This window comes from Rhizobium sp. BK661, from assembly GCF_024808825.1.
Taxonomy (GTDB): domain Bacteria; phylum Pseudomonadota; class Alphaproteobacteria; order Rhizobiales; family Rhizobiaceae; genus Rhizobium.
Map to the genome: position 1 here is coordinate 315009 of NZ_JANTYT010000002.1, position 24782 is coordinate 339790.

The 24782-nt window shown below is 59.5% G+C and carries 25 protein-coding genes and 2 riboswitches; of the genes, 13 read left to right on the forward strand and 12 right to left on the reverse strand.

The window, feature by feature from the left end; all coding sequences use genetic code 11:
• Window positions 1-26: 26 nt before the first annotated feature.
• The 5 genes from FHX16_RS07850 to FHX16_RS07870 all read right to left on the reverse strand — a co-directional run bounded on the left by FHX16_RS07850 (window position 27) and on the right by FHX16_RS07870 (window position 6943).
• Entirely contained in the window at window positions 27-1571 is a 1545-nt protein-coding gene (locus FHX16_RS07850) for a M48 family metalloprotease (protein ID WP_259126918.1), read from the reverse strand.
• A 247-nt stretch (window positions 1572-1818) separates the two neighbouring features.
• Window positions 1819-2535 (reverse strand): ATP-binding cassette domain-containing protein, encoded by a 717-nt coding sequence (locus tag FHX16_RS07855; RefSeq protein ID WP_183863795.1) that lies wholly within the window; start codon window positions 2533-2535, stop codon window positions 1819-1821.
• Window positions 2528-4162 (reverse strand): thiamine/thiamine pyrophosphate ABC transporter permease ThiP, encoded by a 1635-nt coding sequence (gene thiP, locus FHX16_RS07860; RefSeq protein WP_183863796.1) that lies wholly within the window; start codon window positions 4160-4162, stop codon window positions 2528-2530. The genes FHX16_RS07855 and thiP overlap by 8 nt, the downstream gene beginning before the upstream one ends.
• Window positions 4162-5190, reverse strand: coding sequence for a thiamine ABC transporter substrate binding subunit (gene thiB / locus FHX16_RS07865; protein ID WP_183863797.1), 1029 nt, complete (start codon window positions 5188-5190; stop codon window positions 4162-4164). The genes thiP and thiB overlap by 1 nt, the downstream gene beginning before the upstream one ends.
• A gap of 44 nt (window positions 5191-5234) precedes the next feature.
• Window positions 5235-5346, reverse strand: a riboswitch (TPP riboswitch).
• 61 nt (window positions 5347-5407) lie between these two features.
• Window positions 5408-6943, reverse strand: a complete 1536-nt coding sequence (locus FHX16_RS07870; RefSeq protein WP_183863798.1) for an MDR family MFS transporter — start codon at window positions 6941-6943, stop codon at window positions 5408-5410.
• Window positions 6944-7062: 119 nt separating this feature from the next.
• On the opposite strand from FHX16_RS07870, the gene FHX16_RS07875 reads away from it, so the two are divergent.
• The 4 genes from FHX16_RS07875 (at window position 7063) to FHX16_RS07890 (ending at window position 10870) form a co-directional block, all read left to right on the forward strand.
• Complete coding sequence (locus tag FHX16_RS07875) at window positions 7063-7590, forward strand: MarR family winged helix-turn-helix transcriptional regulator (RefSeq protein WP_183755082.1); 528 nt, start codon at window positions 7063-7065, stop codon at window positions 7588-7590.
• A gap of 48 nt (window positions 7591-7638) precedes the next feature.
• Window positions 7639-8289: a thiamine diphosphokinase gene (locus tag FHX16_RS07880; protein ID WP_183863799.1), complete on the forward strand. Its 651-nt coding sequence runs from the start codon at window positions 7639-7641 to the stop codon at window positions 8287-8289.
• Between the two features lie 3 nt (window positions 8290-8292).
• On the forward strand, window positions 8293-10119 hold the full coding sequence (locus tag FHX16_RS07885; protein ID WP_183863800.1) for an ABC-F family ATP-binding cassette domain-containing protein: 1827 nt from the start codon (window positions 8293-8295) through the stop codon (window positions 10117-10119).
• A 133-nt stretch (window positions 10120-10252) separates the two neighbouring features.
• On the forward strand, window positions 10253-10870 hold the full coding sequence (locus FHX16_RS07890) for a DUF5666 domain-containing protein (RefSeq protein ID WP_183863801.1): 618 nt from the start codon (window positions 10253-10255) through the stop codon (window positions 10868-10870).
• 4 nt (window positions 10871-10874) lie between these two features.
• Here FHX16_RS07890 and FHX16_RS07895 read toward each other — a convergent pair whose 3' ends face one another.
• Window positions 10875-12701, reverse strand: a complete 1827-nt coding sequence (locus FHX16_RS07895; RefSeq protein WP_183755078.1) for an ABC transporter ATP-binding protein/permease — start codon at window positions 12699-12701, stop codon at window positions 10875-10877.
• Window positions 12702-12851: 150 nt separating this feature from the next.
• Window positions 12852-12929, forward strand: a riboswitch (SAM riboswitch).
• Window positions 12930-12964: 35 nt separating this feature from the next.
• Between FHX16_RS07895 and metA the strand changes: the two genes are divergently transcribed.
• From metA to FHX16_RS07935, 8 genes are all read left to right on the forward strand, one after another.
• Window positions 12965-13888, forward strand: coding sequence for a homoserine O-succinyltransferase (metA, locus tag FHX16_RS07900; RefSeq protein WP_183863802.1), 924 nt, complete (start codon window positions 12965-12967; stop codon window positions 13886-13888).
• 136 nt (window positions 13889-14024) lie between these two features.
• The gene (locus tag FHX16_RS07905; RefSeq protein ID WP_183863803.1) at window positions 14025-15047 is read left to right on the forward strand and encodes an aldose epimerase family protein; all 1023 of its coding nucleotides are present in this window, start codon (window positions 14025-14027) and stop codon (window positions 15045-15047) included.
• A gap of 115 nt (window positions 15048-15162) precedes the next feature.
• A complete protein-coding gene (locus FHX16_RS07910) occupies window positions 15163-15936 on the forward strand; it encodes a GntR family transcriptional regulator (RefSeq protein WP_040675493.1) in 774 nt (257 codons plus the stop codon).
• Window positions 15933-16964, forward strand: a complete 1032-nt coding sequence (locus FHX16_RS07915) for an SIS domain-containing protein (RefSeq protein ID WP_183863804.1) — start codon at window positions 15933-15935, stop codon at window positions 16962-16964. Before FHX16_RS07910 ends, FHX16_RS07915 begins: the two co-directional genes overlap by 4 nt.
• Window positions 16964-18115: an N-acetylglucosamine-6-phosphate deacetylase gene (gene nagA / locus FHX16_RS07920; RefSeq protein WP_259126920.1), complete on the forward strand. Its 1152-nt coding sequence runs from the start codon at window positions 16964-16966 to the stop codon at window positions 18113-18115. The genes FHX16_RS07915 and nagA overlap by 1 nt, the downstream gene beginning before the upstream one ends.
• 13 nt (window positions 18116-18128) lie before the next feature.
• Entirely contained in the window at window positions 18129-18857 is a 729-nt protein-coding gene (locus tag FHX16_RS07925) for an SIS domain-containing protein (protein WP_183863806.1), read from the forward strand.
• Between the two features lie 142 nt (window positions 18858-18999).
• Entirely contained in the window at window positions 19000-19146 is a 147-nt protein-coding gene (locus FHX16_RS07930) for a hypothetical protein (RefSeq protein ID WP_183863807.1), read from the forward strand.
• An 89-nt stretch (window positions 19147-19235) separates the two neighbouring features.
• Complete coding sequence (locus FHX16_RS07935) at window positions 19236-19388, forward strand: hypothetical protein (protein WP_183755071.1); 153 nt, start codon at window positions 19236-19238, stop codon at window positions 19386-19388.
• Here the strand turns inward: FHX16_RS07935 and FHX16_RS07940 are convergent.
• Both FHX16_RS07940 and FHX16_RS07945 read right to left on the reverse strand, forming a co-directional pair.
• On the reverse strand, window positions 19385-20110 hold the full coding sequence (locus FHX16_RS07940; protein ID WP_183755070.1) for a beta-ketoacyl-ACP reductase: 726 nt from the start codon (window positions 20108-20110) through the stop codon (window positions 19385-19387). The two genes, FHX16_RS07935 and FHX16_RS07940, sit on opposite strands and share 4 nt — an antisense overlap.
• 68 nt (window positions 20111-20178) lie before the next feature.
• Window positions 20179-21360, reverse strand: a complete 1182-nt coding sequence (locus FHX16_RS07945; RefSeq protein ID WP_183755068.1) for an acetyl-CoA C-acetyltransferase — start codon at window positions 21358-21360, stop codon at window positions 20179-20181.
• Window positions 21361-21595: 235 nt separating this feature from the next.
• Here FHX16_RS07945 and phaR point away from each other — a divergent pair, with 235 nt between their 5' ends.
• Window positions 21596-22168 (forward strand): polyhydroxyalkanoate synthesis repressor PhaR, encoded by a 573-nt coding sequence (phaR, locus tag FHX16_RS07950; protein WP_016556740.1) that lies wholly within the window; start codon window positions 21596-21598, stop codon window positions 22166-22168.
• A gap of 2 nt (window positions 22169-22170) precedes the next feature.
• Here the strand turns inward: phaR and FHX16_RS07955 are convergent, their stop codons facing one another.
• From FHX16_RS07955 to mtgA, 4 genes are all read right to left on the reverse strand, one after another.
• Complete coding sequence (locus FHX16_RS07955) at window positions 22171-22575, reverse strand: hypothetical protein (protein ID WP_183755067.1); 405 nt, start codon at window positions 22573-22575, stop codon at window positions 22171-22173.
• A 158-nt stretch (window positions 22576-22733) separates the two neighbouring features.
• Complete coding sequence (rpmF, locus tag FHX16_RS07960) at window positions 22734-22919, reverse strand: 50S ribosomal protein L32 (RefSeq protein WP_016556742.1); 186 nt, start codon at window positions 22917-22919, stop codon at window positions 22734-22736.
• Between the two features lie 156 nt (window positions 22920-23075).
• Complete coding sequence (locus FHX16_RS07965) at window positions 23076-23723, reverse strand: glutathione S-transferase family protein (RefSeq protein ID WP_183755065.1); 648 nt, start codon at window positions 23721-23723, stop codon at window positions 23076-23078.
• Window positions 23724-23936: 213 nt separating this feature from the next.
• The gene (mtgA, locus tag FHX16_RS07970; RefSeq protein ID WP_183863808.1) at window positions 23937-24683 is read right to left on the reverse strand and encodes a monofunctional biosynthetic peptidoglycan transglycosylase; all 747 of its coding nucleotides are present in this window, start codon (window positions 24681-24683) and stop codon (window positions 23937-23939) included.
• Window positions 24684-24782 lie beyond the last annotated feature (99 nt).

The following is a 24782-nucleotide window of genomic DNA, read 5'->3' on the forward strand; positions in this document are numbered from 1 at the left end:
TGGCCCGGTGAAAGCCGGGCCTCTTTTTATTCCGCAATAATCTTGACGCGATCGCCGGGAGAAACTGAGGCGCCGGTCGGCAGCGCATTGATAAGCTTGAACAGATCGAGCTTTCGATCCGTACCCATCATCCGTGCAGCAAGCGTCGTGATGTTTTCGCCCGGCCGCACTTTGACCACCCTGACGCGCAACGGCTTCAATGATGCCGTCTCTTCCGGGGTCATGCGACGGAAGCTTGCTCGCAATACGTCCGCCGTCTGCTGCAGAGCGGCACTACCTTTCGGCACGGCTGTCAGGAACCGGAAAATCTGAGCATTGTTACGGATCACCGTGACGTCGAAGTCCCAGCGATCTGCGCTCGCCCGCGCCGTGGCAGCCTCCATTCCATTGATCGTGGTCTGCTGAATGGTGGAGGGATCGAGGCCAGTAACCCACCCGCTCGAGATATAGTTCGTGAGGCTCTGGTTCTGATTGTCGGCCACGCCGTCAAAACGGATCGCAACATCGCCGGGCCCAGTCGCCATGACCGCCTCGACCTTGTTGTCGATCTTGAAATCAGGCGGCACGTCGAAGCGAATGCCAAGCCCGCCGTGCAGGAAGGTCTGCCCGCGCACATAGCCTTCCTCAGGGCTGTCGCCGTACAGCAAGCCGTCGATGCCGTCGAGATAATAGTCCCTGCCCGTATCGCCGACCTTGCCCTCCTGACCGAAGGCTCGCGCATGATCGCGCGCCAGTTCGATGCGCTGGGCGGAATTCGGATGGCTGGATAGGAAGTCGAGGCTCTGGTCCGCCTCGGGGTCGACAGACATGAAGCGGCTGTAGGCGGCCATGGAGTCCAGGAACCGCGCGGCGGCGTAGGGATCGTACCCTGCTTCCCCGAGCATCCGGACGCCGATAACGTCGGCCTGCAATTCCTGCTGTCGCGAGAAAGCTGCCAATCGCAGCTTGCCGCGCGCCAGCGCCTGCTTGCCGGCAATATCGCTCGACAACACCTCGGCCACGACGCGGCTGGCGATGACTTCTGCCTCCTCGCGCTTCTGCCGTTCGATGCCATGGTTTGCCGTGACGTGACCCATCTCGTGCGAGAGAACCGCGGCAACCTCGGATGCATCTTTGGCGAGCGCCAGCAAACCACGCGTCACGTAGAGATAGCCCCCGGGCAGGGCAAACGCGTTGATGGCCGGGGAGTTCAGGATGGTGATGCGGTAGGATTGGCTCGGATTCTCGGAGACAGCGGTCAGCGCCCCCGCGATACGGGCAACCAGACGCTCGGTCTTCGCATCCTTATACTCGCCGCCATAGCTCGCCACGATGCGCGGATGCTCGCGCGCACCCATGGCGGCACGCGGATCATTCTTCTGCACCTCGTCGACAATCTGCGGATTAGAGGACGGCGCAACACTTGGCTGATAGGATTGCTCAAGAATGGATTGGCAACCATATAGCGCCATGCTTGTCGCACATACGACCGAGGCTCGTCGTACCAGACGGCACGCCGACGAGAGCACATCACTGGAAGGCGCGGGGAATTTCCACGTCGGCATACTGTCCAGTCTGTCTCTCCAGGTCATCTTGCTTGTCGACCGGTTCGCTTCCGCGACCCGGTCGGTCTCATGGTGATTCAACAGGCGTCCGTCCCCGTCCTTGCACTGCACAATCGGGGACACAAGTCTTTGCTGTAACTGATTTCCGCATCGGTTGCATAGCGAGACTCTAAGTAAATGTGGCGCCGTTGTATTTTAGCAAGCCTAACGTGCTTTTGAGTTTCCTCGGTCGCCTCAAATTATGGCGAAAGTGCCGTTGCAACCGCCAGATTCGTTAACTGCGGAGAAATTGCGTCAATCCGGGATGATCCTGGCGGCCAATAAATTCATCGATTGGGGCGGCTACCGCGATCCTGCCGTTCTCGATGAAAAGACCAAAGTCTGCGATGCGTTTGACCTCGTCCGGATCGTGCGACACCACGACGACGGTATTGCTCGTCTCGCGATGCATGTCGAGCAGCAGCGCCGCCATTCCATTTCGCAAGCCGGGGTCAAGCGCTGCAAAAGGTTCGTCCAGCAGGAGCACCGGCCGGTTGCGAACTAGCGCACGTGCAAAGGCCACCCGCTGCCGTTCCCCGCCGGAAAGCGTTCCCGGCATTCGTCGTTCAAACCCGCGGAGCCCGACCTTTTCAAGCGAAGACGTGATCGATTGGCGGTCAGCAGTTGTGAGCTTCATCGACGGGTTGATGCCAAGGCCGATGTTGGTAAGGACATCGAGATGCGCGAACAGATTGTTGTCCTGAAAGACGAGAGAGACGGCCCGCCGGGCCGGGTACTCGCTGGTCACATCCTTCCCCGCGATCAAGATCTGCCCTCGCTCAGCCACATCAAAGCCAGCCAGCAGATTGAGGAAGGTTGACTTGCCAGCACCGGACGCGCCCGTCACAGCAATCACAGCACCGACAGGAAGCCGGCAATCGAAGTGAAACTCCTGCACACCAAATTGGAGACCGACGTCGCGCATCTCGACCGAGAACCGCGGCTCAACCATGGAAAGCCACCTCTCGTCGCGCTGGCCCCATGGTGCCGGCGATTGTGAGCAGCAGGCAGAGGATGCCAAGGATCAGCGCTAGACCATCCGCATCGTTCGTCCGGTAACTCCCCATGCGGCTATAAACGAGCCAAGGCAACGTGACGAAACTGTCCGAGCCGAACAACGCGACGGCGCCAAGATCGCCGAGCGACAGCGCCATCGCAAACGAAAATGCCGTGAGCACTGGTTTAATCAGGGCCGGCATATCGATCAGGCGCAGCCGCATCCAGCCCGAGACACCAAGACTCGCCGCAAGTTTCTGCGTTCGGCGCTTGTGGACGATGAAAGCCGGCTCGAGGACACGCATCACAAAGGGCAGGGACATCAAAGCGTTGATCGCGACAATCAGCAGCGGAGCCACGGCGCTGGCGTCACCGAAGCTTCTCAGCGCTAGAAACCAGCCCGTCGCCAGGACGATCGGCGGCACGAGCAATACCAACGATGATGCGCCACCCATGGCGGCAAAGAACGCTCCTGCGCCTGAGATCCCTGAACGCCGGAGAAGCGCCGCCCGGCGCGCACCCACCAGCATCATCGAGACAAGTAAGGCGATAGTGGCCGCAGAGATCGAGATGGCAAGACTGGTCGCAGCCGACTGCCAGAAAATGGGTTCACCGAGCAGCCTCATGAGATTGGACCGAAGGCCAGCCAGAAGCACCGACATCAGAGGTAAACCAAGGAACAGAGCGGCGAACAGCAGGATGCTTCCATCCACGAGCCGCGCTCCCAACAGCCTACCATCCGGGCGCCTGATCGCCTTTCCGACAGTCATCCCTTCATCCCCGGACGCAGGAAGACATGACAGCGCCCCAAGGACGACCGATGTAAGGGCGATCTGCAGCAGGGAAAGCGTGACGGCCCGGCCCGGATCAAAATCAAAACGCAGCGACTGATATATGGCAACCTCGACGGTCGTTGCGGCCGGCCCGCCACCCAGTGTCAGCACCAGCGTGAAGCTCGTGGCGCAGAGCATGAAGATCAGGCCGGCGATCCCAGGAATGACCGAGCGCAGAACCGGCCATTCGATGAAACGGAAAATCGAACCGGGCCGCATGCCGAGACCACTCGCCATCAGCCAGTATTCCGCCGGCACCCGCTCCAATGCCGCCAGCATCAGGCGGCAAGCCAGCGGCATGTTGAAGAAGACATGCGCCAACAGGATCCCGGAAAGCCCGTAGATGCTGATCGGTTCCGCCATGCCGAGCTTGAGCAGCAGCGCGTTCGTAAGGCCCTGCCGCCCCCAGATGCCGATCAACCCCAGCGCCCCGATTAGGACAGGAAGCCCCATCGGCACGGCCATCAGTCGAATGATCCAGATGCGACCGGGGAAATGCTGCTGACGCGCCAGGGCCTGCGCGACCGGAATGGCACAAGCGATCGAGAGCAGCGTCGAGAGCAAGGCCTGCAACAAGGTGAAACGCAGGACCTGCAGGATGTAGGGTTCAAGCACCGCCGTCAGAATGGAGGAAACATCGCTCGAAAGGAGCAAGACGAAGACTGCAAAGCCGACGAAAAGGGCAATGCCGGCGAGACTAAAAGCCCCACCCAGCACCGCCCGTCGCATCTCAGCCTCGGTCAAAGGCATCAATTCATGCTCATGGCGGCCAGCCACTCATCGACGAAGGCCTTGCGCTTCTCAGCGACTTCATCCGAGCTCATCAGAAAGGTCTTTGATGGATTTACAAGCTTGCCGAACGCATCCGGCAGCGGCTGCGACGTCGCCGAAACCGGCATCATCCAGTTGTTGGTTGGAATCGTATCTTGGAAGCCCGGCGTCACCATGAATTTCAGGAACTCGCGTGCAAGCTCCTTGTCCGGCGCATTCTTCAGCAGGCCCGCCACCTCGATCTGGATGTAGTGGCCCTCTGAAAACGCAGCCGCCTGATAGCGGTCGGTATTTTCGGCGACCATGTGATAGGCAGGCGAGGTCGTGTAGGAGAGCACCATCGGCGCCTCACCCTTGGTGAAGAGCCCATAGGCTTCCGACCAGCCGGGGGTCACCGTCAGCACCCGCTTTTTGAGTTTTGCCCAGGCCTCAGGCGCCTTATCGCCGTAGACCGACTTCACCCACAGCAAGAGGCCTAGCCCAGGCGTCGAGGTGCGCGGATCCTCAATAACGATCTTTTGCGAAAGATCGCCTTCGACCAGGTCCTTCATGCTTTTCGGAGGATTTTTGATCGTCTGCGTGTCGTAGATGACGGCGAAGTGGCCATAATCATAAGGCACAAATACCTCATCCTTGTAGTTTCCCGGCACCTTGAGCGCACTGACGTCGACACCGCTCGCATCGAAGAGGCCGGTTGCCTTCGCTTCCGTGGTCAGGTTCGTATCCAGACCGAGCACGACATCCGCCTTCGTCGCAGCGCCCTCAAGTTTCAGACGCGATAACAACGCCACGCCATCGGCTACGCTCACGAACTTGACGCTGCAGCCGCAGGTCTTCTCGAATGCTTCCTTGACCTTCGGCCCCGGACCCCATTCGGATGTGAAGCTCTCATAGGTGTAGACGGTGAGCGTCTTGTCTGCCGCCTGTGCGCCTTGGCCGGCCAAGCCGATGGTCGCGACAAAGATCGTGGCAAGCAACGAACGGCTCGTGAACTTGAATTTGAACATGGCACCTCTCCTCTGGTTTGCTTGAAGGGGAAAAGGGCGGTGCCAGATGTCACGCGTCTAATCCCTCCGCCGGTGTTAGCCGGATCAGGTTCCGCGGGTTGGCTTTGAGCCTCTCAGCCGCGCGCCTCATGGCACGGGGCACCCCGTTAGAGCGTTTGAGATGTATCGCCACGCTTGGCGTCTTGCAAGGGGCGGCCTTGCGGCCGCCATCGGCGTTTTACTCCGCGGCTTCGGCGTTGGCGGTCGGCCGCACCTCAACGACACGAGGCAACTGTGTTGGTTTCAGCATCAAGGCAGCGCAAAGGCCAATCAGAGCGATTACGCAGGATGCCATGAAAAGCGGCATGAACGCACTGCCATAGGCTTCGGCAACGGCTTGACGCGCCTGCTCCGGCAAAGCTGCCAGCATCTTTGGAGTGAGTTGCTCGATGTCGGCTACTCCCGGAATGGAAACGCCCGTTTTGCCGAGTTGCGAGCCGACGATCGCGCCGTAGATGGAGATGGCGATCGATGCTCCGCCCATACGCGACAGCGTCACCGATCCTGTTGCGGCGCCGACGTCGCGCGCCGGGGCAGCATTCTGGACGCCGATGACCGGAACCTGTTGTGCAAGACCGACACCGAAGCCGTGGAGGGCCATCACCGCCCCGATCAACAGGACCGGTGTTCCGACATGAACCCGCGTCAGCAGCACAAACGCAATGGCGCTGCAAGTCAGGCTTGCGATGGCGAACGGCTTGTAGCGACCAGTGATGGAGATGATGCGGCCTGCCGAGAGTGACCCGCAAACGATGCCGCCGGTCAGAAGAATAAAGAACGCTCCAGCCGCCGACGGCGAAAGACCGGTCGTCGTTTGTAGGAACAACGCGAAATAATTGACCATCCCAATTCCAATCGCGCCGCTCATGATCGACATGATGAGCAACAGGCTGAACGTCGAATTGTGAAATAGAGACAGGGGAACAATCGGCTCTGCAGCGCGGCGCTCGACGAAAATCCAACCGATGGCCGCAGCTACGCCGAGCGTCATGATGGCCAGGTTTTGCGGAGCAAACAGCGAGCCGAAGACCTGAGCGCCGTCGGCGGCCAGAACGATGCTTGCCGTCGTCAAGGCGAGCAGCAGGGCGCCAGCGTAATCGATCTTCGGGCGGCGGTTTGGTTTCCGGTAAGGTAGCATCAAAGCCAGGCCGACAAGGACGACGAAACCGATCGGAACGTTGACAAGGAAGATCGAGCGCCAGCCGAAGAGATCGCTCATTGCGCCGCCAAGGACAGGCCCGATGGCGCCCGATGCCATCAGCACGAGGCTGGAATAGCTCTGGTACCGCGCCCGTTCCCGCGGCTCGAACAGGTCCGCGTTGACGGCAAAGATCGACACCATGATACCGCCGCCGCCAAGTCCCTGCAGCACGCGGGCAGCAATCAGCGTATTCATCGATACAGCCAGTCCGCAGACGGCAGAGCCGACGGTGAAGATCATGATCGCGGCCATCATCACATATTTGCGGCCGAAGAGATCGCCGAGCTTGCCGTAGAGAGGCATCACGGCGCTTACGGCGAGAAGATAGGCTGAGCCGACCCAACTGAACCGCTCGAGGTGGCCGAACTCGCCAACGATCGTCGGCAGAGCCGTTGCGACGATCTGATTGTCGAGCGTCGCCATGAACATCGCGGCCATCAGGAAAAGGAAGAGAATGAACCGCCGGCGATGATCCGTCACAAGCGGCGCCGCAGCAGCAATTTGAGTGTCCATAAAGCGTCGTTCCAAACGATGAGTTGATCTCGTTATGTGCTATCAGCATATAATTGTCAATGTCACGCGCTTGACTTCGGCATATTCTCAATCGACGCGTGGCGTGTTATGGTTTCGGAATGAATGAGAGCCTGATGAAACTGAACGACCCTGACGCGAACGAAGACGCCGGCATTTTGCGCATTGGTCAAAGTATGACCCGCATGCGCCTGATGACCGGACGTCGATTGATCGGGCGGCTCGCCATCCAAACAGTGGCACCCGGTCTTGAGCTATCGCACCTTGACGTGCTGGACGCAGTACGACGCGCTCAGGAAAGCGGCGACGTGACGGTCGGGACGATTGCCGAGATGATGCGGATCGACCCGTCGCGCGCAAGCCGCATCGTCGCAGAGATGGTGGGGCGGAACATCCTGCGGCGAAAGGCATCTCAGGCGGATGCGCGGCGGATTATCGTCGTGATGACGCCACTTGGACAGAGGTTGCTGTCGGAAATACGTGCGCAGAAGCTCTCATTCGTTTCCGAGGTGGTCAAAGACTGGAAACCTGAAGAGATCGAGGCGTTCGGAGAACTGTTCGAGAAGTTCATTTCCGGCTTCGAGAGTGTTTTTGAGGCACGCGTCAAGGATATCGCAGACGAAGCCTGAGCGACGGCCCTTTCCCTTCCCCCCTGCTTTGCGCTATGGGCAGTGCCCATGAGCCAATCCACCTTCACCATTCTGCTTGGCGGCGAGCTGCAGATAACCGATCGCCTGCGAAATGCCGTCTCTGGCAGCCGTTTCATCGCCGCCGACGGTGGTATGCGTCACGCAGCAGCACTCGGCGTCATCCCAGAGCTGTGGGTCGGTGATTTCGACTCGACGCCCCCAGATCTCGAGGGTGCCTTTCCCGATGTGCCCAGGCAACCTTATCCCGCTGCGAAGGCATTCACCGATGGCGAGATTGCGGTTGCGGAAGCGATCGCCCGCGGCGCGAAACGTCTTGTATTGGCCGGCGCCCTTGCGGGCGAGCGTTCCGACCACGCGATCCAGCACCTGCTCTATGCCGTCAGCCTGGCAGAGCAGGGTTACGATATGCTTCTGACATCCGGCGGCGAGGAGGCTGTGCCGCTGATTTCAGGCGCAATCGAACTGGACCTGCCACCTGACAGTCTGTTTTCTGTTCCCGGCTTTAGCGAGCTTCGCGGCCTGACAATCGAGAACGCGCGCTACCCGCTTGCCGATTTCCATTTGCCCTTCGGCTCGTCACGCACCATTTCCAATGTCGCGAAAGGCAAGGTGCGCCTTTCGCTCGAGAGCGGTCGCGCCATTGTGCTCGCGCGCCCCTACGATCTTTCCGGAGTCTGATCTTTGGCGCCCCCCATCCTGAAACTCGACGACGTCTTTCTCAGCTTCGGCGGCACGCCGTTGCTCGCCGGTGCCGCGCTGCAGGTCGAGCCCGGGGACAAGATCTGCCTCGTCGGCCGCAACGGCTCCGGAAAGTCGACGTTGCTGAAGATCGCTGCCGGACTCGTCGAAGCGCAGTCGGGAGAGGTGTTCCGCCATCCTTCGTCAACCGTGCGTTATCTCGAACAGGCGCCCGATTTTGCCAGCTTCAAGACCGTGCAGGCTTATGCCGAGGCCGGCCTCGGCCCGGGCGACGATCACTACCGTGTCACCTATCTGCTCTCGCATCTCGGCCTCACCGGCGAGGAGGATCCCAAAAACCTGTCAGGCGGAGAGGCACGCCGCGCAGCCCTTGCGCGCGTTCTCGCGCCGGAGCCCGACATCCTTCTCCTTGACGAGCCGACCAATCATCTCGACCTGCCGACCATCGAATGGCTGGAAGGCGAACTGCAGAAGAGCCGCAGTGCCCTCGTGCTGATCTCCCACGACCGACGCTTCCTCGAGAAGGTCTCGACGGCGACGGTCTGGCTCGACCGTGGCACATCGCGTCGGCTCGACAGGGGCTTTGCGCATTTCGAAGCCTGGCGTGACCAAGTTCTGGAAGCGGAAGAGCTCGAGCAGCACAAGCTCGGCAAGGCAATCGAGCGCGAAGAGCATTGGCTGCGATACGGCGTCACGGCACGGCGCAAGCGCAACATGCGCCGCCTTGGTGAGTTGCAGACGATGCGATCGCAATATCGTGGCCACAAAGGCCCACAGGGCACCGTGCAGGCTACGGTTTCGGACGCGCAGGAGTCCGGCAAGCTCGTCATCGAGGCCGAGAAGATCACGAAAACCTTCGGCGACCGGCCGATTGTTACCCCCTTCTCCATTCGCGTACATCGCGGTGATTGCATCGGTCTCGTTGGCCCGAACGGCGCCGGCAAAACCACGCTGCTGAAGATGCTGACCGGCCAGCTGGCGCCTGATAGCGGCACCGTCAAGCTCGGAACCAATCTGGAGATTGCGACGCTCGATCAGAAGCGCGAGGACCTCAATCCGGAAGAGACGCTCGCCCATTACCTGACGGATGGCCGCGGCGAGAACCTCCTCGTCAACGGCGAGCAGCGGCACGTGACTGGTTATATGAAGGAATTCCTGTTCCAGCCGGAACAGGCCCGCACGCCGATCAGGAGCCTGTCCGGCGGCGAGCGCGCGCGGCTGATGCTCGCCCGCATCATGTCGCGCCCGGCGAACCTATTAATCCTCGACGAGCCGACCAACGACCTTGATATCGAGACGCTAGATCTGCTGCAGGAAATCGTCGCGGGCTTCCCCGGCACCGTGATCCTCGTCAGCCACGACCGCGACTTCCTAGACCGCACGGTGACCTCGACCATTGCACCTGCTGTGCCGGATGCGCCGGACGGTCGCTGGATTGAATATGCAGGCGGCTACTCAGACATGCTCGCGCAACGAAAAGGCGCCATCGAAGAGCGAAGGAAGGCCGAAAAGGCGGCAGGGCGAGCGAAGCCCCAGGAAACAGCCGCCTCCTCCGAGACGGCAAAAGCAAAGGGCAAGCTTTCCTTCAAACAAAAGTTCGCGCTCGAGAATCTTCCGAAGGAAATGGCCAAGGCAGAGGCCGAGATTGCCAAACGCGAGGAGCGCATGGCCGACCCCAGCCTGTTCACCAGGGACCCCACAACCTTCAACCGGCTTGCGGCGGAGATGGAGAAGCTCCGTGGCAGCCTGACGAAGATGGAAGAGGAATGGCTGGAACTCGAGATGCTTCGGGAGGAATTGGAGGGCTGAGCCTTCGCGCCCCTTCGACCTGATCGCACTTTATCCGCGTAACTCGATTTTCACGTTTCATTGATTCGTCAGTCCGCGATTGGCAAGATTAAGCTTGCCTATCCGCAACTTGCACGAGGCAAGGAAGCACATCATGCCATACATCCTCAAAACATCGACCGCGCTCATCTGGGCCGCGGGTTTCCTAACTATTGCATCGCACGTAGCGCTTGCGCAGGAAGCGCAGCGCGTGCGTGGAGCCATTGAGAGCCTGAACGGCAACACGCTGGTGGTAAAGACGCGAGAAGGCACAGAGCAAACGGTGACATTGAAGCCGGATTGGAAGGTCCGCGGCATCAAGAAAGCTTCCGTCGAAGACATCAAGCCGGGCGATTTCGTTGGCGTTGCGTCGCTGCCGAGTGCCGACGGCGGCGACGGCGCTCTTGAAGTGCTGATCTTCCCGGCCGCAATGAAGGGCACCGGCGAAGGCAGTCGCCCCTGGGACCTGAAGCCAAACAGCACGATGACCAACGCCACCGTCGCGAAGGCCGTCAAGGCAGTCGATGGCCATACCATCACGCTCACCTATCAGGGCAAGGAAAAGACGATATCCATCGCCGATGATACACCGATTGTCACCTTCGCTCCGGCTGACAAGGCCGACCTCGTCGCCGGCGCTCGCGTGATCGTGATGGGTCAGAAGGCACCTGACGGGACAGTGTCCGCCACAAACGTAACGGTCGGCACAAACGGCGTCGTCCCGCCCATGTAGGTCGTCAGACGACGGGCGCGGGCGCGTTTGCTGCTTTTGTCACCACCTTGGCCTCCGGCTTCGCGTGCAAAGCCTCCAGATGCAGCACACGAGGCTTGAAGGTCTCGACGTATGTGTCTGACCGGCCGATATAGATCATCGCCGCCTCCGGCATGGACGCAAGAACCTCCATCATTGTGGACTGCCATTCCGGCTCCATGCCTTCCAGCACTTCATCGAAGACAATCCACTTCGGGCGTACAAGAAGCAAGCGCGCGAAGCCTATAGCCCGCTGCTCATCGGAATCGAGCAGCTTGTCCCAGCGGGCTCGCGTATCAAGTCGGGAAACCAGATTGTGAAGGCCGGCCCTCTCCAATGCCACCACGACGTCGGCATTCTGATAAGTCTCCACGGGCTCCGGAAACGCTAGCGCTTCGCGAAGCGTGCCGCCCGGGATGTAGGCCGACTGCGGGACGAACAGCATGTCATCCGCGGGTGGCAGGCCGATCTTGCCGCCACCGCAGGGCCAGAGTTCGGAAAGCGCAAGGAAAAGCAGCTTGCGGTTCACGTTGTGATCGCCGTTGATCATGATCTTCTCACCGGCTTTGATCGTCACCGCGCCTTCCTGGATACGGAAGCCACCGCACTGGTCGATCTCTTCGCCGATCTTGGCGGCGATCCGGACATGATCGAGCGTCAGAGTTCCGGGAGGATTCCGCTCATACTTGATCGTGCCCCTCATGTTGATCTCGTCGTTCATGCTGGTAAGAGCCTGACGAAAATCGGTGACACGCATCAGCGTGGCACGCCATTCGGCAATGGGACCGAAGTTCGCGACATACCAGCGAAGGGCGGTGTTGACCTGGTTGAAGGCGCCGACCGACACCATCAACTGCCCGAACGTCAATCCGCCAGAGAAATAGGCCGGTGCTGCGACGATGATCGGGATAACAACGACGAGCCAGCCGTAACCGGCCGATACCCAGGTCAGATTGACATTGGCCATCGCTACCCGCTTGATAACGGTGAGAACCGCGCTGATGTCGGTATTGATACGCTTCTGCTCGTTTTCTTCCCCTCGAGCGACGGTGATAGCCGGCATGTTCTCGTTGGCATGCATCAACGCGAAGCGCAGTTCCGCCTCCTTCGAGAAGCGATCCGCGTTGAGCTTTACAAGCTTGCGACCCACCAGCTGACTGAGAATGGATGCGGATGCCGCGTAGAAAATGGCTGCCCAGACCATATAACCTGGAATGGAAAAGGAATGCGCGCCGAAACGAAAGACAAAGCCGCTGGACAGGTCCCATAGCACGCCGATGAAACTGATGAGCAGGATCGTCGCCTGCACCAGCCCGATCATGAGGCTTGTGGTGCTTTCAGCGAGGTTGCGCGCATCCTCATGCAGACGCTGATCGGGATTGACGCCGATCAGGCCGCTGGCCGAGAGACGGAGAGCACGCTTGCGCTGAAGCCACTGGCTGACCAGGTCCCGCGTCAGGCCCTCGCGCATGTAGACTGCGGTCATCTGATTGAGCCAGGCCTGCACGACGTTGAGCAGCAGCAGAATGCCCGCAATCACCGCGAAGACCTTCAACTGATGGAAAAACCCAGGCAGATCTCGTCGAGCGATGCTGTCGTAAAACGGGGCGTTCCACTGGTTGAGGATCACGGTCGCATAGGCAGTGGCGAGAATGATGCCAATCAGCGCCGGCGCGATCACCAGCACCTTTCCTCGCACCGGTGAATGCCAGAAAGCCGAGAACATCACCTTCAAGCGATAGCCCAGGCTCAGGTCGTACCCTACTCTGTCCTGCCCTTGAATGCTTGGCCTGCCTTCGAGGTCATCTGCCATTACGCGTCCCTAGCCGTCATTCTATTTCAATAACCATGGTGACTCGCCATGTCCACCAACAGATTCTAGCAGTCATTAACGCGGCAGTGACTTCACATCGACCCATCCATTCGTTTAGGCAATTGATTCGCTGAAGGACTAGCGCTATTTAAAACGCTCCGTGGTGATTTGGCCGGCCGGCTTGCAGCCACGTTAAAGAAGTTGCTAAAGGGCCGCGTGCGGACCGATAGCGATGTATTCGTTGTTTTGATCGAGTGACCGCAATGCCAATCAAGATCCCCGATACCTTGCCTGCGTTCGAAACCCTGGTTCAGGAAGGCGTTCGCGTGATGACCGAGACGGTGGCGATCCGTCAGGACATCCGGCCGCTGCAGATCGGCCTGCTCAACCTCATGCCGAACAAGATCAAGACGGAGTTGCAGGTGGCTCGCCTGGTCGGCGCCTCTCCGCTGCAGGTCGAGCTTTCGCTCATTCGCGTCGGTAATCACAAAGCAAAAAACACCTCGGAAGACCATCTTCTCGCCTTCTATCAGACGTGGGAGGAAGTGAAGCATCGCAAGTTCGATGGCTTCATCACTACCGGCGCGCCCATCGAGACGCTGCCCTACGAGGATGTGAACTATTGGGGCGAAATGCAGCAGATTTTCGACTGGACGGAAACCAATGTCCATTCATCGATGAACGTCTGCTGGGGTGCGATGGCCGCCATCTATCACTTCCACGGTGTTCCTAAGTACGAACTCAAGGAGAAGGCTTTCGGCGTCTACCGCCACCGGAACTTGAAGCCATCGTCGGTCTACTTGAACGGTTTCTCGGACAATTTCGAGGTTCCCGTTTCGCGTTGGACCGAGGTTCGCCGCGACGATATCGAGAAGTCGGAGAACCTGGAGATCCTGATGGAATCCAGCGAGATGGGCGTCTGCCTCGTGCATGAACGGAAGGGCAAGCGGCTCTACATGTTCAATCACGTGGAGTATGATTCAACGTCCCTGTCCGACGAGTATTTTCGCGACGTGAATGCCGGCGTGCCGATCAAGATGCCGCACAACTATTTCCCGCATAACGATCCCTCGCTGACGCCGCAGAACCGCTGGCGCAGCCACGCTCATCTGTTGTTTGGCAACTGGATCAACGAGATCTACCAAACCACCCCTTACGATCTCAACGATATCGGCAAGGACGCCTAACGCTGCCGGCGTTAGCACAACGCTGAAGAAGTGCAGGCAAACTGAAAGTATTACTTTTTTGCGGCACACCCGTTGCGGTTTGCGGTAAATGGGGGCACGTTCCTGCCTCACTTGAAGGTATATCAGGACAGTCGCAATGGCGGAAATGTTGAAACGGGAAGTTTTCGGGCAGACCAAATCGGGCGAAACCGTCCATCGCGTCGAGATCAAAGGCGGTGGGTTGACGGCCAAGGTTCTCACCTGGGGCGCCGTTATTCAGGATCTCCGCCTCGACGGCCACGAGGCGCCCCTCGTGCTCGGCTTCGACGACTTCGACAGCTACCCGACTCACTCCTCCTATTTTGGTGCGACACCAGGCCGCTGCGCGAACCGCATCGGTGGCGGCAAATTCACCTTGGACGGCGTGAAGTATCAGCTCGATCTCAACGAGAAGGGCGTGACGCATCTTCATGGCGGCAACGGCAATATCGCCCAGCAAAACTGGACAATCGTCGAGCATGACGTCGACCGGGTCGTCCTGAAGATCGTCGATGTGGACGGGCGCGCCGGCTACCCCGGCAATTGCACCATCCAGGCCACGTACCGGGTCCATGGCGACGGCGAACTGTCCGTCATCTACGAAACGATCAGCGACCAGCCTACGATCGCCAATGTTTGCCAACACACCTACTTCAACCTCGACGGCCGTGACGATGCCCTCGGCCACGACATCATGATCGCGGCCGACGGCTATCTCGTCACGGATGAGCTGCAGGTTCCGACGGGAGAAATCCGATCCGTTGCCGGAACCGTCTTCGACTTCCGCGAGATGTCCCCGATGCAGCGGTTCGACGGCAGCGAACAGGCGCTCTACGATCATAATTTCTGCCTCTCCGAGGATCGAACGGCGAAGCGGTCTGTCGCGCTCGCCCGCAGCCTGAATTCAGGCGTTTCGCTGGAGGTGCGCACGACGGAGCCCGGCGTGCAGTTCTATGCCGCCTTCAAACTCGACGTGACCGTTCCCGGCCTTGACGGGCGCAAATATGGCCCCTTCGCCGGCTTCTGCCTGGAAACACAAGTCTGGCCGGATGCAATCAACCATCGGGGGTTCCCCAACGCTGTTTTGCGCCCTGGCGAAGTGTTGCGTCAGGAAACGGACTATATTTTCTCGAAGAGCTAACGCGCGCTCCCTGCCCGATCAAAGAAAACCCTCACAGGCCGCCTGCGAGGGTTTTTTCTTTTCCAGCTGATTTTCGATCTTGTGATTGGTTCTAAATAGGTTCTATTATGGCGACATGGATAGAACCAGTCTGATGGCGGAACTGAAGAGCCGCGGCCTGCGCGACGAAGCGCTGACCGGACCGCTCTACAAGCGGCTGGGGCAAGCCCTGACCGGCCTCATTCAGGAAGGATTGTTGAAGCCTGGAACGGCCCTGCCTGGCGAGCGTGATCTGGCTGAAGCGTTGAAGGTGGGGCGCGTGACCGTTCGGACCGCCTATCGCGACTTGATGAATTCAGGCGTGCTCGAGTCGCGACACGGAAGCGGCACATTCGTCTCCAGCAAAGTCGAGCGCATGGAGCAGTCGCTATGGCGACTTTCCTCGTTCTCCGCGGACATGCGCTCACGCGGACGCGCGCCGGCCGCGAGGATCTTGTCGCGGACGGTCAATACGCCATCTCCTGAAGAAGCGTTCCTGCTTGGCCTAGGGCTCGACGAACCCGTCCTTCGGCTTGATCGTCTGCGCCTTGCCGACGGGCTGCCGCTGGCCATCGAACGCGCCGTCGTGCCGATAAAATTCCTTGGTGAAAATGGCGGCGGCGAGGGGTCCCTTTACGAAGCGCTTACGGCAAGCGGTCACCGCCCCGTTCGAGCGCTGCAGAGGCTGACGGCGGTCACTCTCGATCCGTCGTCGGCCGCTGCACTGCACGTGAATGCCGGTGCGCCAGCGTTGCTGATCGAACGTGTGTCGCGCTTGGAAGACCAGCGTGTCGTCGAATACACCCGCTCCCACTATCGTGGTGATGCATATGATTTTGTTGCGGAATTAAGAATTGGAGATGACTTATGAGTGAAACCCATTCGCTGATGTTGCAGGAAGCCGGCCAATCGCCGGAGGTCGTCGCAACACTGCTCCAGAAGGAAAAGCCTGCCTTTGACGCAATTGCGAAGCTGTTTGCATCGGGCGCCCCGAGCGTGGTGACCACAGCAGCGCGCGGATCTTCGGACCACGCCGCGACGTTCTTCAAATACCTGTTCGAGATTACCTGTGGAGTGCCGGTCGCTTCGATCGGTCCGTCGATCGCATCAGTCTACGGCGCGTCTCTGCATCTGAAGGGCGGCATTCACTTCACGGTGTCGCAATCCGGTGCAAGCCCCGACATCATCGCTTTGCAGGAGGCTGCGAAGCATGGCGGCGCAACGACCATCGCCGTCGTTAACGTCACCGACAGCCCACTCGCCAAGCAGGCCGACATTGTGCTCGGCCTCAACGCAGGCCCGGAAAAGAGCGTAGCGGCGACCAAGTCCTTCATCGCCTCGGTCGCCGCCCTTTCCGGCGTCACCGCCGCCATCAGCGGCAAGCGCGATCTGCACGCCTCGCTGGAAAAGCTGCCGGACGCCCTTGAGGCGACCAACGGAATCGATACGAAGGCAGCCGAGGACATTCTGTTTGAGGCAAGCTCGCTCTATACGGCGGGTCGTGGTCCCGCCTTCGCTATTGCGCTCGAGGCAGCACTGAAAGCCAAGGAAACGGCCGGTTTGCATGCGGAAGCCTTCTCGCTTGCCGAACTGATGCATGGTCCGATGCGGCTTGTGCAACCGGGCTTCCCGATTGTCGCCTTCACGCCTGACGATCCGGCATTTGCCAACAACGTCCAGGCGCTTGAGCGGCTACGCAAGCTCGGCGCGACGACCGTGCCGTTCTCCGGCCAGCCGGTCTCCGGTACCAATCTGCAGGTACCGACGACGGGAAGTGGCCTGCTCGACCCGCTCGTTTCGCTGCTGGTCTACTACCGCCTGATCGAGTCGGTAACGCGCCGCAAGGGCTTCGACCCGGACAAGCCGGCCAACCTGCTCAAGGTGACGGAGACGATGTGATGGTTCGCAAGATCTTCTCCGGCGCGCGGATCTTCGACGGTCAGCGCTTTCACGACGACAAAGCGCTCATCATCTCGGGCGGACGCGTCGAGGCCATTGCAGCGGCAGGTGAACTGCCGGACGGCGATCACATACGCTTCGACGGTGGTGTGCTTTCCGCAGGCTTCATTGACGCACAGGTGAATGGCGGTGGCGGCAGGATGCTCAACGACGAGCCGTCGCCCGCCTCCATGTACATGATTGCCGACGGCCATCGACCTTACGGAACGACCGCTCTGCTACCGACGCTGATCACCGATACGGCGGATGCAACGGCGGCAGCGATCGAAGCGGCCAAGGAAGCCGTCAAGACGAACCGCGGCGTCGCGGGCCTCCACCTCGAAGGTCCACACCTGGCACCGGCGCGCAAGGGAGCCCATCTTGCCGAGCTTATGCGGCCGGTCGAAGAAAAGGACGTGAAAGCCTTCATTTCGGCCAAGGAGGCTATCGGCACCCTGTTGGTAACAATGGCTGCTGAACAAGTCACCGCGAAGCAGGTGCGCGAACTCAGCGAAGCCGGCGTCACCATCAGCATCGGCCATTCCGATAGCTCCAGCGAAGCAGCAGAGACGCGCTTTGATGCGGGCGCGCGCGGCGTCACCCATCTTTTCAACGCCATGAGCCAACTCGGCCACCGAGCGCCCGGCCTCGTCGGCGCGGCGATCGATCATCCTTCGGTTTGGTGCGGCATCATCGCCGATGGCCATCATGTCGATCCGAAGGCGCTTCGGGCTGCTCTTCGCGCAAAGCGCGGCGAAGGCAAACTCTTCTTCGTCACCGACGCGATGTCGCTGGTTGGCTCCGAGAAGGACTCCTTTACACTGAACGGCCGTACCGTCCGGCGCGAACGCGGCGGCTTTTGTTCAAAACTGGTCCTATCGGATGGCACACTTGCCGGTTCCGACGTCGACATGGCGTCCACCATCCGCTATGGCGTGACCTATCTCGAGTTAACGCTCGCGGAAGCGCTTCGAATGGCGACGCTTTATCCTGCACGCTTTCTCAACCTTGAAGGCTACGGGCACCTTTCGCCGGGTGCGCGCGCTGATCTCGTCCACCTGACTGACGCTCTGGAGGTCACGCGGACCTTTATCAGTGGCGAACCGGCGTAGAAGCGAGGACGTGATGACTGCGATCACCGATGCCTATTTTTCCAACCTCATCGGCCGGCTCGAGACCTTAAGGAAGGAAATCGCCGAGCCGATGGCGTTGGCGGCCGATGCGATCCTCGAGGCCGCATGCAACGACAAGCGCGTCTACGTGTTCGGTACCGGCCACTCGCATATGCTGGCGGAAGAGGTGCACTACCGCGCAGGCGGGCTTGCTTTCACTGTTCCCGTTCTCGTCGGCTCCGCGATGCTGCACGAGGGCGCGGTGATCAGCTCCGTCTACGAGCGAACCGAAGGATTGGTGCGACCGGTGTTGGAACGATATGGCATGCAGCCTGGAGACGTCATCATCATCGCGTCGAATTCCGGCGTCAATGCAGCGCCGATCGAAGCCGCCGACTATGGCCGTGAGATTGGTGCGAAGGTGATCGCGATCACCTCGGTCTCCTATTCCAGTGCAGTCGCAAATGGCCGGCGCCGCTTGGCGGACATTGCCGACGTCGTATTGGACAACGGCCTTCCTCCCGGCGATGCGGTGATTGAACTGCCGGGTACGGAGCTGAAGGTCGGCCCAGTTTCGACCGCCATTGGTGCAACGGTCCTCAACGCGATCTTGGCTGAGGTGGCCTCGGAATTGGCGAAAGAGGGGGACGCACCGATTTATCTCAGCGCCAACATGCCCGGTGCCAAGGCGGTGAACGAGCAACTGGTAAAGAAGTATCGGCCCCGCAATCCTCACCTCTAGGTCCATCTGACGCCCGATTGTCAACACCACACCGACAGTCGGTCGTCAAAGTTCAATCTACCGCGCCGGAGCGATGAGGCGCATATTTCGTTCAACAACCACGGCGAGTCCATGTCCCGCCGGCTTTGAAAGGAACGATCCGATGGCCGAGATCATCTTGAATTCAGCGGTCGCCATCCTCATTGCGGCCGCCTTCATGACAACAGCGACAGCCGCCCTTCGCGGCGAAAACCGCGCTCTGCAGAGGGTACCAGTCAGGGCTAAGGCAAGACGCCACCCAAAGGGCTGAAAGACAGCCAAATAATTCCTCAAATCGGCCCCAATATCGACACCGGCTTGAACGACGAATGCCTCGTGGGGAATTTGGAGTGCAGGGCAATGACCAGAATTATCGGCGCGGCCGCAATGTTGACCATCGTCATGGCGGCCTATGCGGCATACTTGAATCCGTACGATACTCGCAGCCAGCAAGGCCGCTATTCGCAGCAGGTCGAGAGCCACGATAACGGCCTTACGGCGTCCATCCGCTAAACGAACAACTGCCCACCATTGGCGCTAAGCGTCGATCCGGTGATGAAGCCTGCGTCGTCGGAAACCAGGAAGACGACGCAGCGCGCGACTTCCTCAGGTTCTCCGAGACGACCCACCGGAATCTGCGGGATGATCCGTTCGTTCAGCACTTTTTCCGGAACCGCGAGAACCATCTCCGTGCCGATGTAGCCGGGGCATATGGCGTTCACGGTGATGTTCTTGGCGGCACCCTCCTGCGCAAGCGCCTTGGTGAACCCGAGGTCACCAGCCTTAGCAGCCGAGTAATTCGCCTGCCCCATCTGCCCCTTCTGGCCATTGATCGAGGAGATGTTGACGATCCGCCCGTAGCTTCGGTCGCGCATCCCGCCCCAGACCTGATGCGTCATGTTGAAAAGACCGGTGAGGTTGGTGTTGACGACCTCGTGCCACTGCTGCGGTGTCATCTTGTGGAACATTGCGTCCCGGGTAATGCCGGCGTTGTTGACTAGGACATCGACTGGACCCAGTTGCGCCTCGACCTTCGCGATACCCTCGCCGCATGATGCATAGTCGGAAACATCCCATTTGAAGACGGGAATGCCTGTTTCGCCATGAAAGGCGTTCGCCTTTTCATCATTGCCGGCATAGTTGGCGGCAACTGTATAGCCTGCATTCTTCAGTGCGACGGAAATCGCGGCGCCAATACCGCGCGTACCACCAGTGACAACAGCCACTCTGCTCATGTTCCGCTCCCTCATTTGAAGGCCCCGCTATTTCGCGGGGCTCAGGTTATAGTTGGACTGCCTGCTATTCAAAGAGCTTCAAAACACATTGCGACACCCATGCCGCCACCGATGCAAAGAGTCGCCAGTCCCTTTTTCGCGCCACGACGCTTCATCTCGAAGAGAAGCGTGTTGAGCACCCGCGCACCCGATGCGCCGATCGGATGGCCGATCGCGATCGCACCGCCGTTGACGTTGACGATCGACGGATCCCAGCCGAGGTCCTTGTTGACCGCACAGGCTTGGGCGGCGAAGGCCTCATTCGCTTCGACGAGATCGAGATCGCCAACGGACCAACCGGCTTTTTCCAGCGCCTTGCGCGATGCCGGGATGGGGCCGGTCCCCATGACCTGCGGATCAACGCCTGCGGTTGCCCAGGAGACGATGCGGACGAGCGGCTGGATGCCACGACGAGCGGCTTCGGCTTCGGTCATCAGGACAGCTGCGGCGGCGCCATCATTGAGGCCGGAGGCATTCGCCGCGGTAACCGTGCCCTCCTTGTCGAAGGCCGGACGCAGCTTGGCCATCGAGTCCAGCGTCGCGCCGTGCCGGATGTACTCGTCGGCATCGACAGTCACGTCGCCCTTTCGTGTCTGGATGACGTAGGGAATGATTTCATCCGCGAACCGGCCGGCCTTCTGCGCGGCTTCCGCCTTGTTCTGCGACGCGACGGCAAATCGGTCCTGCTCGTCGCGGGAGAGCTGCCATTGGCGCGCAATGTTCTCGGCAGTAATGCCCATGTGGTAGCCGTAGAAAGCGTCCGTCAGGCCATCCTTGATCATGGTGTCGACCATTTTCATGTCGCCCATTTTGACGCCGCCGCGAAGATGCGCGGCATGTGGCGCCATCGACATCGACTCTTGGCCGCCGGCGACGATGATCTTTGCATCGCCGAGGGCGATCTGCTGCATGCCGAGCGCGACGGCGCGAAGACCCGAACCGCAGAGCTGGTTGACACCCCAGGCGGTCGCTTCCTTCGGAATACCCGCCTTCATCGCCGCCTGGCGGGCCGGGTTCTGACCTTCGCCTGCCGGGAGAACCTGACCGAGAATGACCTCATCGACTTCCCCGGCGTCGACACCTGCACGCTCCAATGCGCCCTTGACCGCAGCCGCGCCCAATTCGTGGGCCGGGACAGTCGCGAAGGCGCCATTAAATGAGCCAACGGCAGTGCGGCCTGCACTAGCGATGACGATGGATGAACTCGACATGACAATCTCCTCGTTAACTCCACCAGATTAGAGGAAACTGACAAAGCTTCATCGCCGAGTCAAACGACAAGACTGCGTCATCCAATTTTAGGGATCACTTACACTGAAGCAAATTATCTCTGCTGTAAAAGGGCTTGCCGCATCGCACAAAGAGATTGTCACCGGGCTTCGTTTGCGTCTACATTCCTAGGTGGAGGAATTTCCATAACAATCAGACGGGCTTCGGGAGACTGATATGGCGAAGAATGACGGGCAGATCGTAATCAAGAAATACGCCAATCGCCGCCTCTACAACACAGGCACCAGCACTTACGTGACACTGGAAGACCTGGCGGAGATGGTGAAGAAGGGCGAGGATTTTACGGTCCAGGATGCGAAAAGCGGCGACGATATTACCCACTCCGTACTGACGCAGATCATTTTTGAGCAAGAATCCAAGACGGGTAACACGCTGCTGCCGATCTCCTTCCTTCGCCAGCTGATCACCTACTATGGCGACCAGATGCAGATGGTCGTTCCAAGCTTCCTGGAACATTCCATGCGCGCCTTTACAGAGCAGCAGTCTCAGATGCGCGAGCAAGTTACGCGCGCCTTCGGCGAAACGCCGATGGGCAAGAATCTGCAACTGCCGATGCAAATGGTCGAAGATCAGGTCCGCCGCAATACCGAGATGTTCCAGCAGGCCATGCAGATGTTCTCGCCGTTCATGACCCCACCGGCCAAGGAAAGCCGTAAGGCGGAAGCAAAGGACATCGACGAGCTGAAAGAACAGCTGCGCGCGCTTCAGAACAAACTCGATAATCTCTAAGCTCAGAGACCGATCGAAACGTCGCGGCCGGCGGTGCGAATAGATACGGCAAAGCCGCCAATCACATCGATCAATGCAATCGTCATCAGGATGAAGAAAACCTGGGTGGCCGCATCCTGGACGAGAAGAAACTCGACCAAGAACGCGATGAAGACAAGCATCGACAACATATGATTTGTCAGGCTGCCGTCACTGCGCGTCGCCTTCAGTATTTCGAAGAACAGCACCGCAAGCGCGACGACGATGAACAGATCGCCGAGCGACATGCTCCACATGGCTCCCGAAATCATGGACAAAACGATAACGTCGTTTTCCAGTGAAGGAAGCCCGCCGCCCCCCATCAGGCCAAGCATCGACATATTGTAAAGAATGAATGGAATAATCATCAGTGGTACGGCATTGAACATATGGCATAGCTCCCCTCAGCCGGAGAATAGTGCCGTAAACAACCGCATCACTTCAAGATATCACGACAATGTATTTGCCGAGTATTTGCTGATCGAAAAAGCAAAAGGCCGGCACAGGGCCGACCTCGCAAGTCCTACGCAGGCAGAACGCCCGTGTATTATGCGCTTTCCTTCGGCGTCAGAACCTGACGGCCGCGATACATACCGGTCTTCAGATCGATATGGTGCGGACGGCGCAGTTCGCCGGAGTTCTTGTCTTCAACGTAGGTCGCAGCCTTCAGCGCGTCGGCAGAGCGGCGCATACCGCGCTTCGACGGGCTCGTTTTTCTCTTCGGTACAGCCATTTCTCTTACTCCACTTCACGGGCAAACACATCCAACGGCCAGACTGGCGGCCGAAACGACGTATCGCGATTTCGGAAATTTTGCGCGCTTATACATGCCTTAGAGGTACTTGACCAGTCCCCAAGCTTATTTTTTGAAATTCCTGCGATTCACGGCTCAGACCTCGTCTTCCTCGACAATCCAGGGCTCGGATCGCGCCGCCTCTTCCCACTTTTTCCAGGCGGGATGCGCTTTGACGGCTGCAATATAACTTAGCGTGTCGCCGGCCGATACTAGGTCATAAACCTCGAAACGATTGACAACTGGCGCGAACATCGCGTCGGCTCCGGAAAACCCACCAAACAGGAACGGTCCGCCGGAGTGAGCCCGCAAGTCCCGCCAGATCGTCTCGATGCGGGCGACGTCGGCCATCACGCCGTCAGCAAGCGCGATCTTGCCCTTCGGCCGCCGGATATTCATCGGGCAAGCGTTCCGCAGCGCCCTGAAACCTGCCAGCATCTCCATAGAAACGGCGCGTGCAACACCTCGCCTCTCACGCTCCCTCGGCCATATCCCGGCTTCCGGGAAAAGCTCGGCCACATATTCGATGATCGCCAGCGACTGCCAGACACGAACATCGCCGTGCTGAAGCACGGGGACCTGACCGGTCGGCGAGAACTCCTTAAAGCGCGGATTGCCGGCGGCGAAATCGAAAGGAACCAGTACCTCCTCAAAGGGAATGCCGGCAGCCGTCATGGCGATCCATGGCCGAAACGACCAGGAAGAATAGTTCTTGTTGCCGATATAGAGCGTGAGTTTATCCATGGAATCTCCCGTTTACACTACAGGGGCGAACACCAGCCGCTCCTCGAAATGGTTCATATCGTTGAAAGCGCAGAAGGCCGGCAACTTCAAGCGCGGGCGAAAAAGCAGAAATCCTCGCTGGCAGTCCAGTCGCTGGTGGCGGGATTTCCGTTCATCGTATTGAAGCAACGAATGCCAGATGACACTCGTCAACACCAACGACTTATTGCGATATCAATCATAAATGCATCTGATGTAATCGCCCGACCCGCGAGCGCGTCGCTCGATGAGGCCGGCGAGTCGTCGCAATCCCCGACCGGGCTTGCCCGCGTTGCGATCAAAGGGATTGGGGAGCGACACGGCAAGAAGAGCGGCCTGCCGGCTGGTCAGTTTGGATGCCGGCACCTTGAAATGGTGGCGGGCCGCGGCCTCGATGCCATAGATCCCTGGTCCCCATTCAGCAATGTTGAGGTAGATCTCCATCAGGCGCCGCTTCGACCAGATGAAATCCGCCGTCACAGCCAATGGCAGCTCCAACGCCTTGCGCACGAAGGACCGGCTATTCCACAAAAACAGGTTCTTCACCGTCTGCATCGGGATCGTGCTGCCGCCACGGGTCGCCTGGCCGCTCAGTGTATCCTCGAGAAGCATCTGCATCTCGCCCCAATCGACGCCGCCGTGGAAACAGTATTGCCCGTCTTCCGACATCATCACCGACTGAACCAGAACCGGAGAAACGTCATCGAGCGACACCCATTGACGGTCGTAGCCACGCAGCAACAGAAGATCGCGCAGCATGAGCGTGGAAACGGGGTGAACGAAGGGCAGTAGGTAAAGGACGATCAGGACATAGGGAAGGATGACGAGCGCCGCCAGAGCGAGGACGATGCGCATGATCACGGGACGACTCTTAAGCCAAAGATACGCGTGCCTGTGAAGCGGCACGGTCATGCTTTCCTCTCTCTCCGGCGTTATGTCCAATTCCCCGACCCAGTCTCTTGCCCTTCTTCTCCATACCGTTTGCGAACTGGCATTGCCAGAGACAAAGGAAATCTTCGCCGCGCCATCGACAATTCCGTT

Bases quoted from the DNA above. Each gene is read 5' to 3' on its own strand.
- FHX16_RS07910 (WP_040675493.1), top strand. From the start codon at position 15,163: ATGGATAGAACCAGTCTGATGGCGGAACTGAAGAGCCGCGGCCTGCGC.
- FHX16_RS07875 (WP_183755082.1), top strand. From the start codon at position 7,063: ATGAATGAGAGCCTGATGAAACTGAACGACCCTGACGCGAACGAAGAC.
- FHX16_RS07890 (WP_183863801.1), top strand. From the start codon at position 10,253: ATGCCATACATCCTCAAAACATCGACCGCGCTCATCTGGGCCGCGGGT.
- FHX16_RS07880 (WP_183863799.1), top strand. From the start codon at position 7,639: ATGAGCCAATCCACCTTCACCATTCTGCTTGGCGGCGAGCTGCAGATA.
- metA (WP_183863802.1), top strand. From the start codon at position 12,965: ATGCCAATCAAGATCCCCGATACCTTGCCTGCGTTCGAAACCCTGGTT.
- FHX16_RS07915 (WP_183863804.1), top strand. From the start codon at position 15,933: ATGAGTGAAACCCATTCGCTGATGTTGCAGGAAGCCGGCCAATCGCCG.
- FHX16_RS07965 (WP_183755065.1), bottom strand. From the start codon at position 23,723: ATGGATAAACTCACGCTCTATATCGGCAACAAGAACTATTCTTCCTGG.
- FHX16_RS07925 (WP_183863806.1), top strand. From the start codon at position 18,129: ATGACTGCGATCACCGATGCCTATTTTTCCAACCTCATCGGCCGGCTC.
- FHX16_RS07955 (WP_183755067.1), bottom strand. From the start codon at position 22,575: ATGTTCAATGCCGTACCACTGATGATTATTCCATTCATTCTTTACAAT.
- FHX16_RS07930 (WP_183863807.1), top strand. From the start codon at position 19,000: ATGGCCGAGATCATCTTGAATTCAGCGGTCGCCATCCTCATTGCGGCC.
- nagA (WP_259126920.1), top strand. From the start codon at position 16,964: ATGGTTCGCAAGATCTTCTCCGGCGCGCGGATCTTCGACGGTCAGCGC.
- FHX16_RS07935 (WP_183755071.1), top strand. From the start codon at position 19,236: ATGACCAGAATTATCGGCGCGGCCGCAATGTTGACCATCGTCATGGCG.
- FHX16_RS07895 (WP_183755078.1), bottom strand. From the start codon at position 12,701: ATGGCAGATGACCTCGAAGGCAGGCCAAGCATTCAAGGGCAGGACAGA.
- FHX16_RS07850 (WP_259126918.1), bottom strand. From the start codon at position 1,571: ATGACCTGGAGAGACAGACTGGACAGTATGCCGACGTGGAAATTCCCC.
- FHX16_RS07855 (WP_183863795.1), bottom strand. From the start codon at position 2,535: ATGGTTGAGCCGCGGTTCTCGGTCGAGATGCGCGACGTCGGTCTCCAA.
- FHX16_RS07905 (WP_183863803.1), top strand. From the start codon at position 14,025: ATGGCGGAAATGTTGAAACGGGAAGTTTTCGGGCAGACCAAATCGGGC.
- thiB (WP_183863797.1), bottom strand. From the start codon at position 5,190: ATGTTCAAATTCAAGTTCACGAGCCGTTCGTTGCTTGCCACGATCTTT.
- rpmF (WP_016556742.1), bottom strand. From the start codon at position 22,919: ATGGCTGTACCGAAGAGAAAAACGAGCCCGTCGAAGCGCGGTATGCGC.
- phaR (WP_016556740.1), top strand. From the start codon at position 21,596: ATGGCGAAGAATGACGGGCAGATCGTAATCAAGAAATACGCCAATCGC.
- FHX16_RS07945 (WP_183755068.1), bottom strand. From the start codon at position 21,360: ATGTCGAGTTCATCCATCGTCATCGCTAGTGCAGGCCGCACTGCCGTT.
- thiP (WP_183863796.1), bottom strand. From the start codon at position 4,162: ATGCCTTTGACCGAGGCTGAGATGCGACGGGCGGTGCTGGGTGGGGCT.
- FHX16_RS07870 (WP_183863798.1), bottom strand. From the start codon at position 6,943: ATGGACACTCAAATTGCTGCTGCGGCGCCGCTTGTGACGGATCATCGC.
- FHX16_RS07940 (WP_183755070.1), bottom strand. From the start codon at position 20,110: ATGAGCAGAGTGGCTGTTGTCACTGGTGGTACGCGCGGTATTGGCGCC.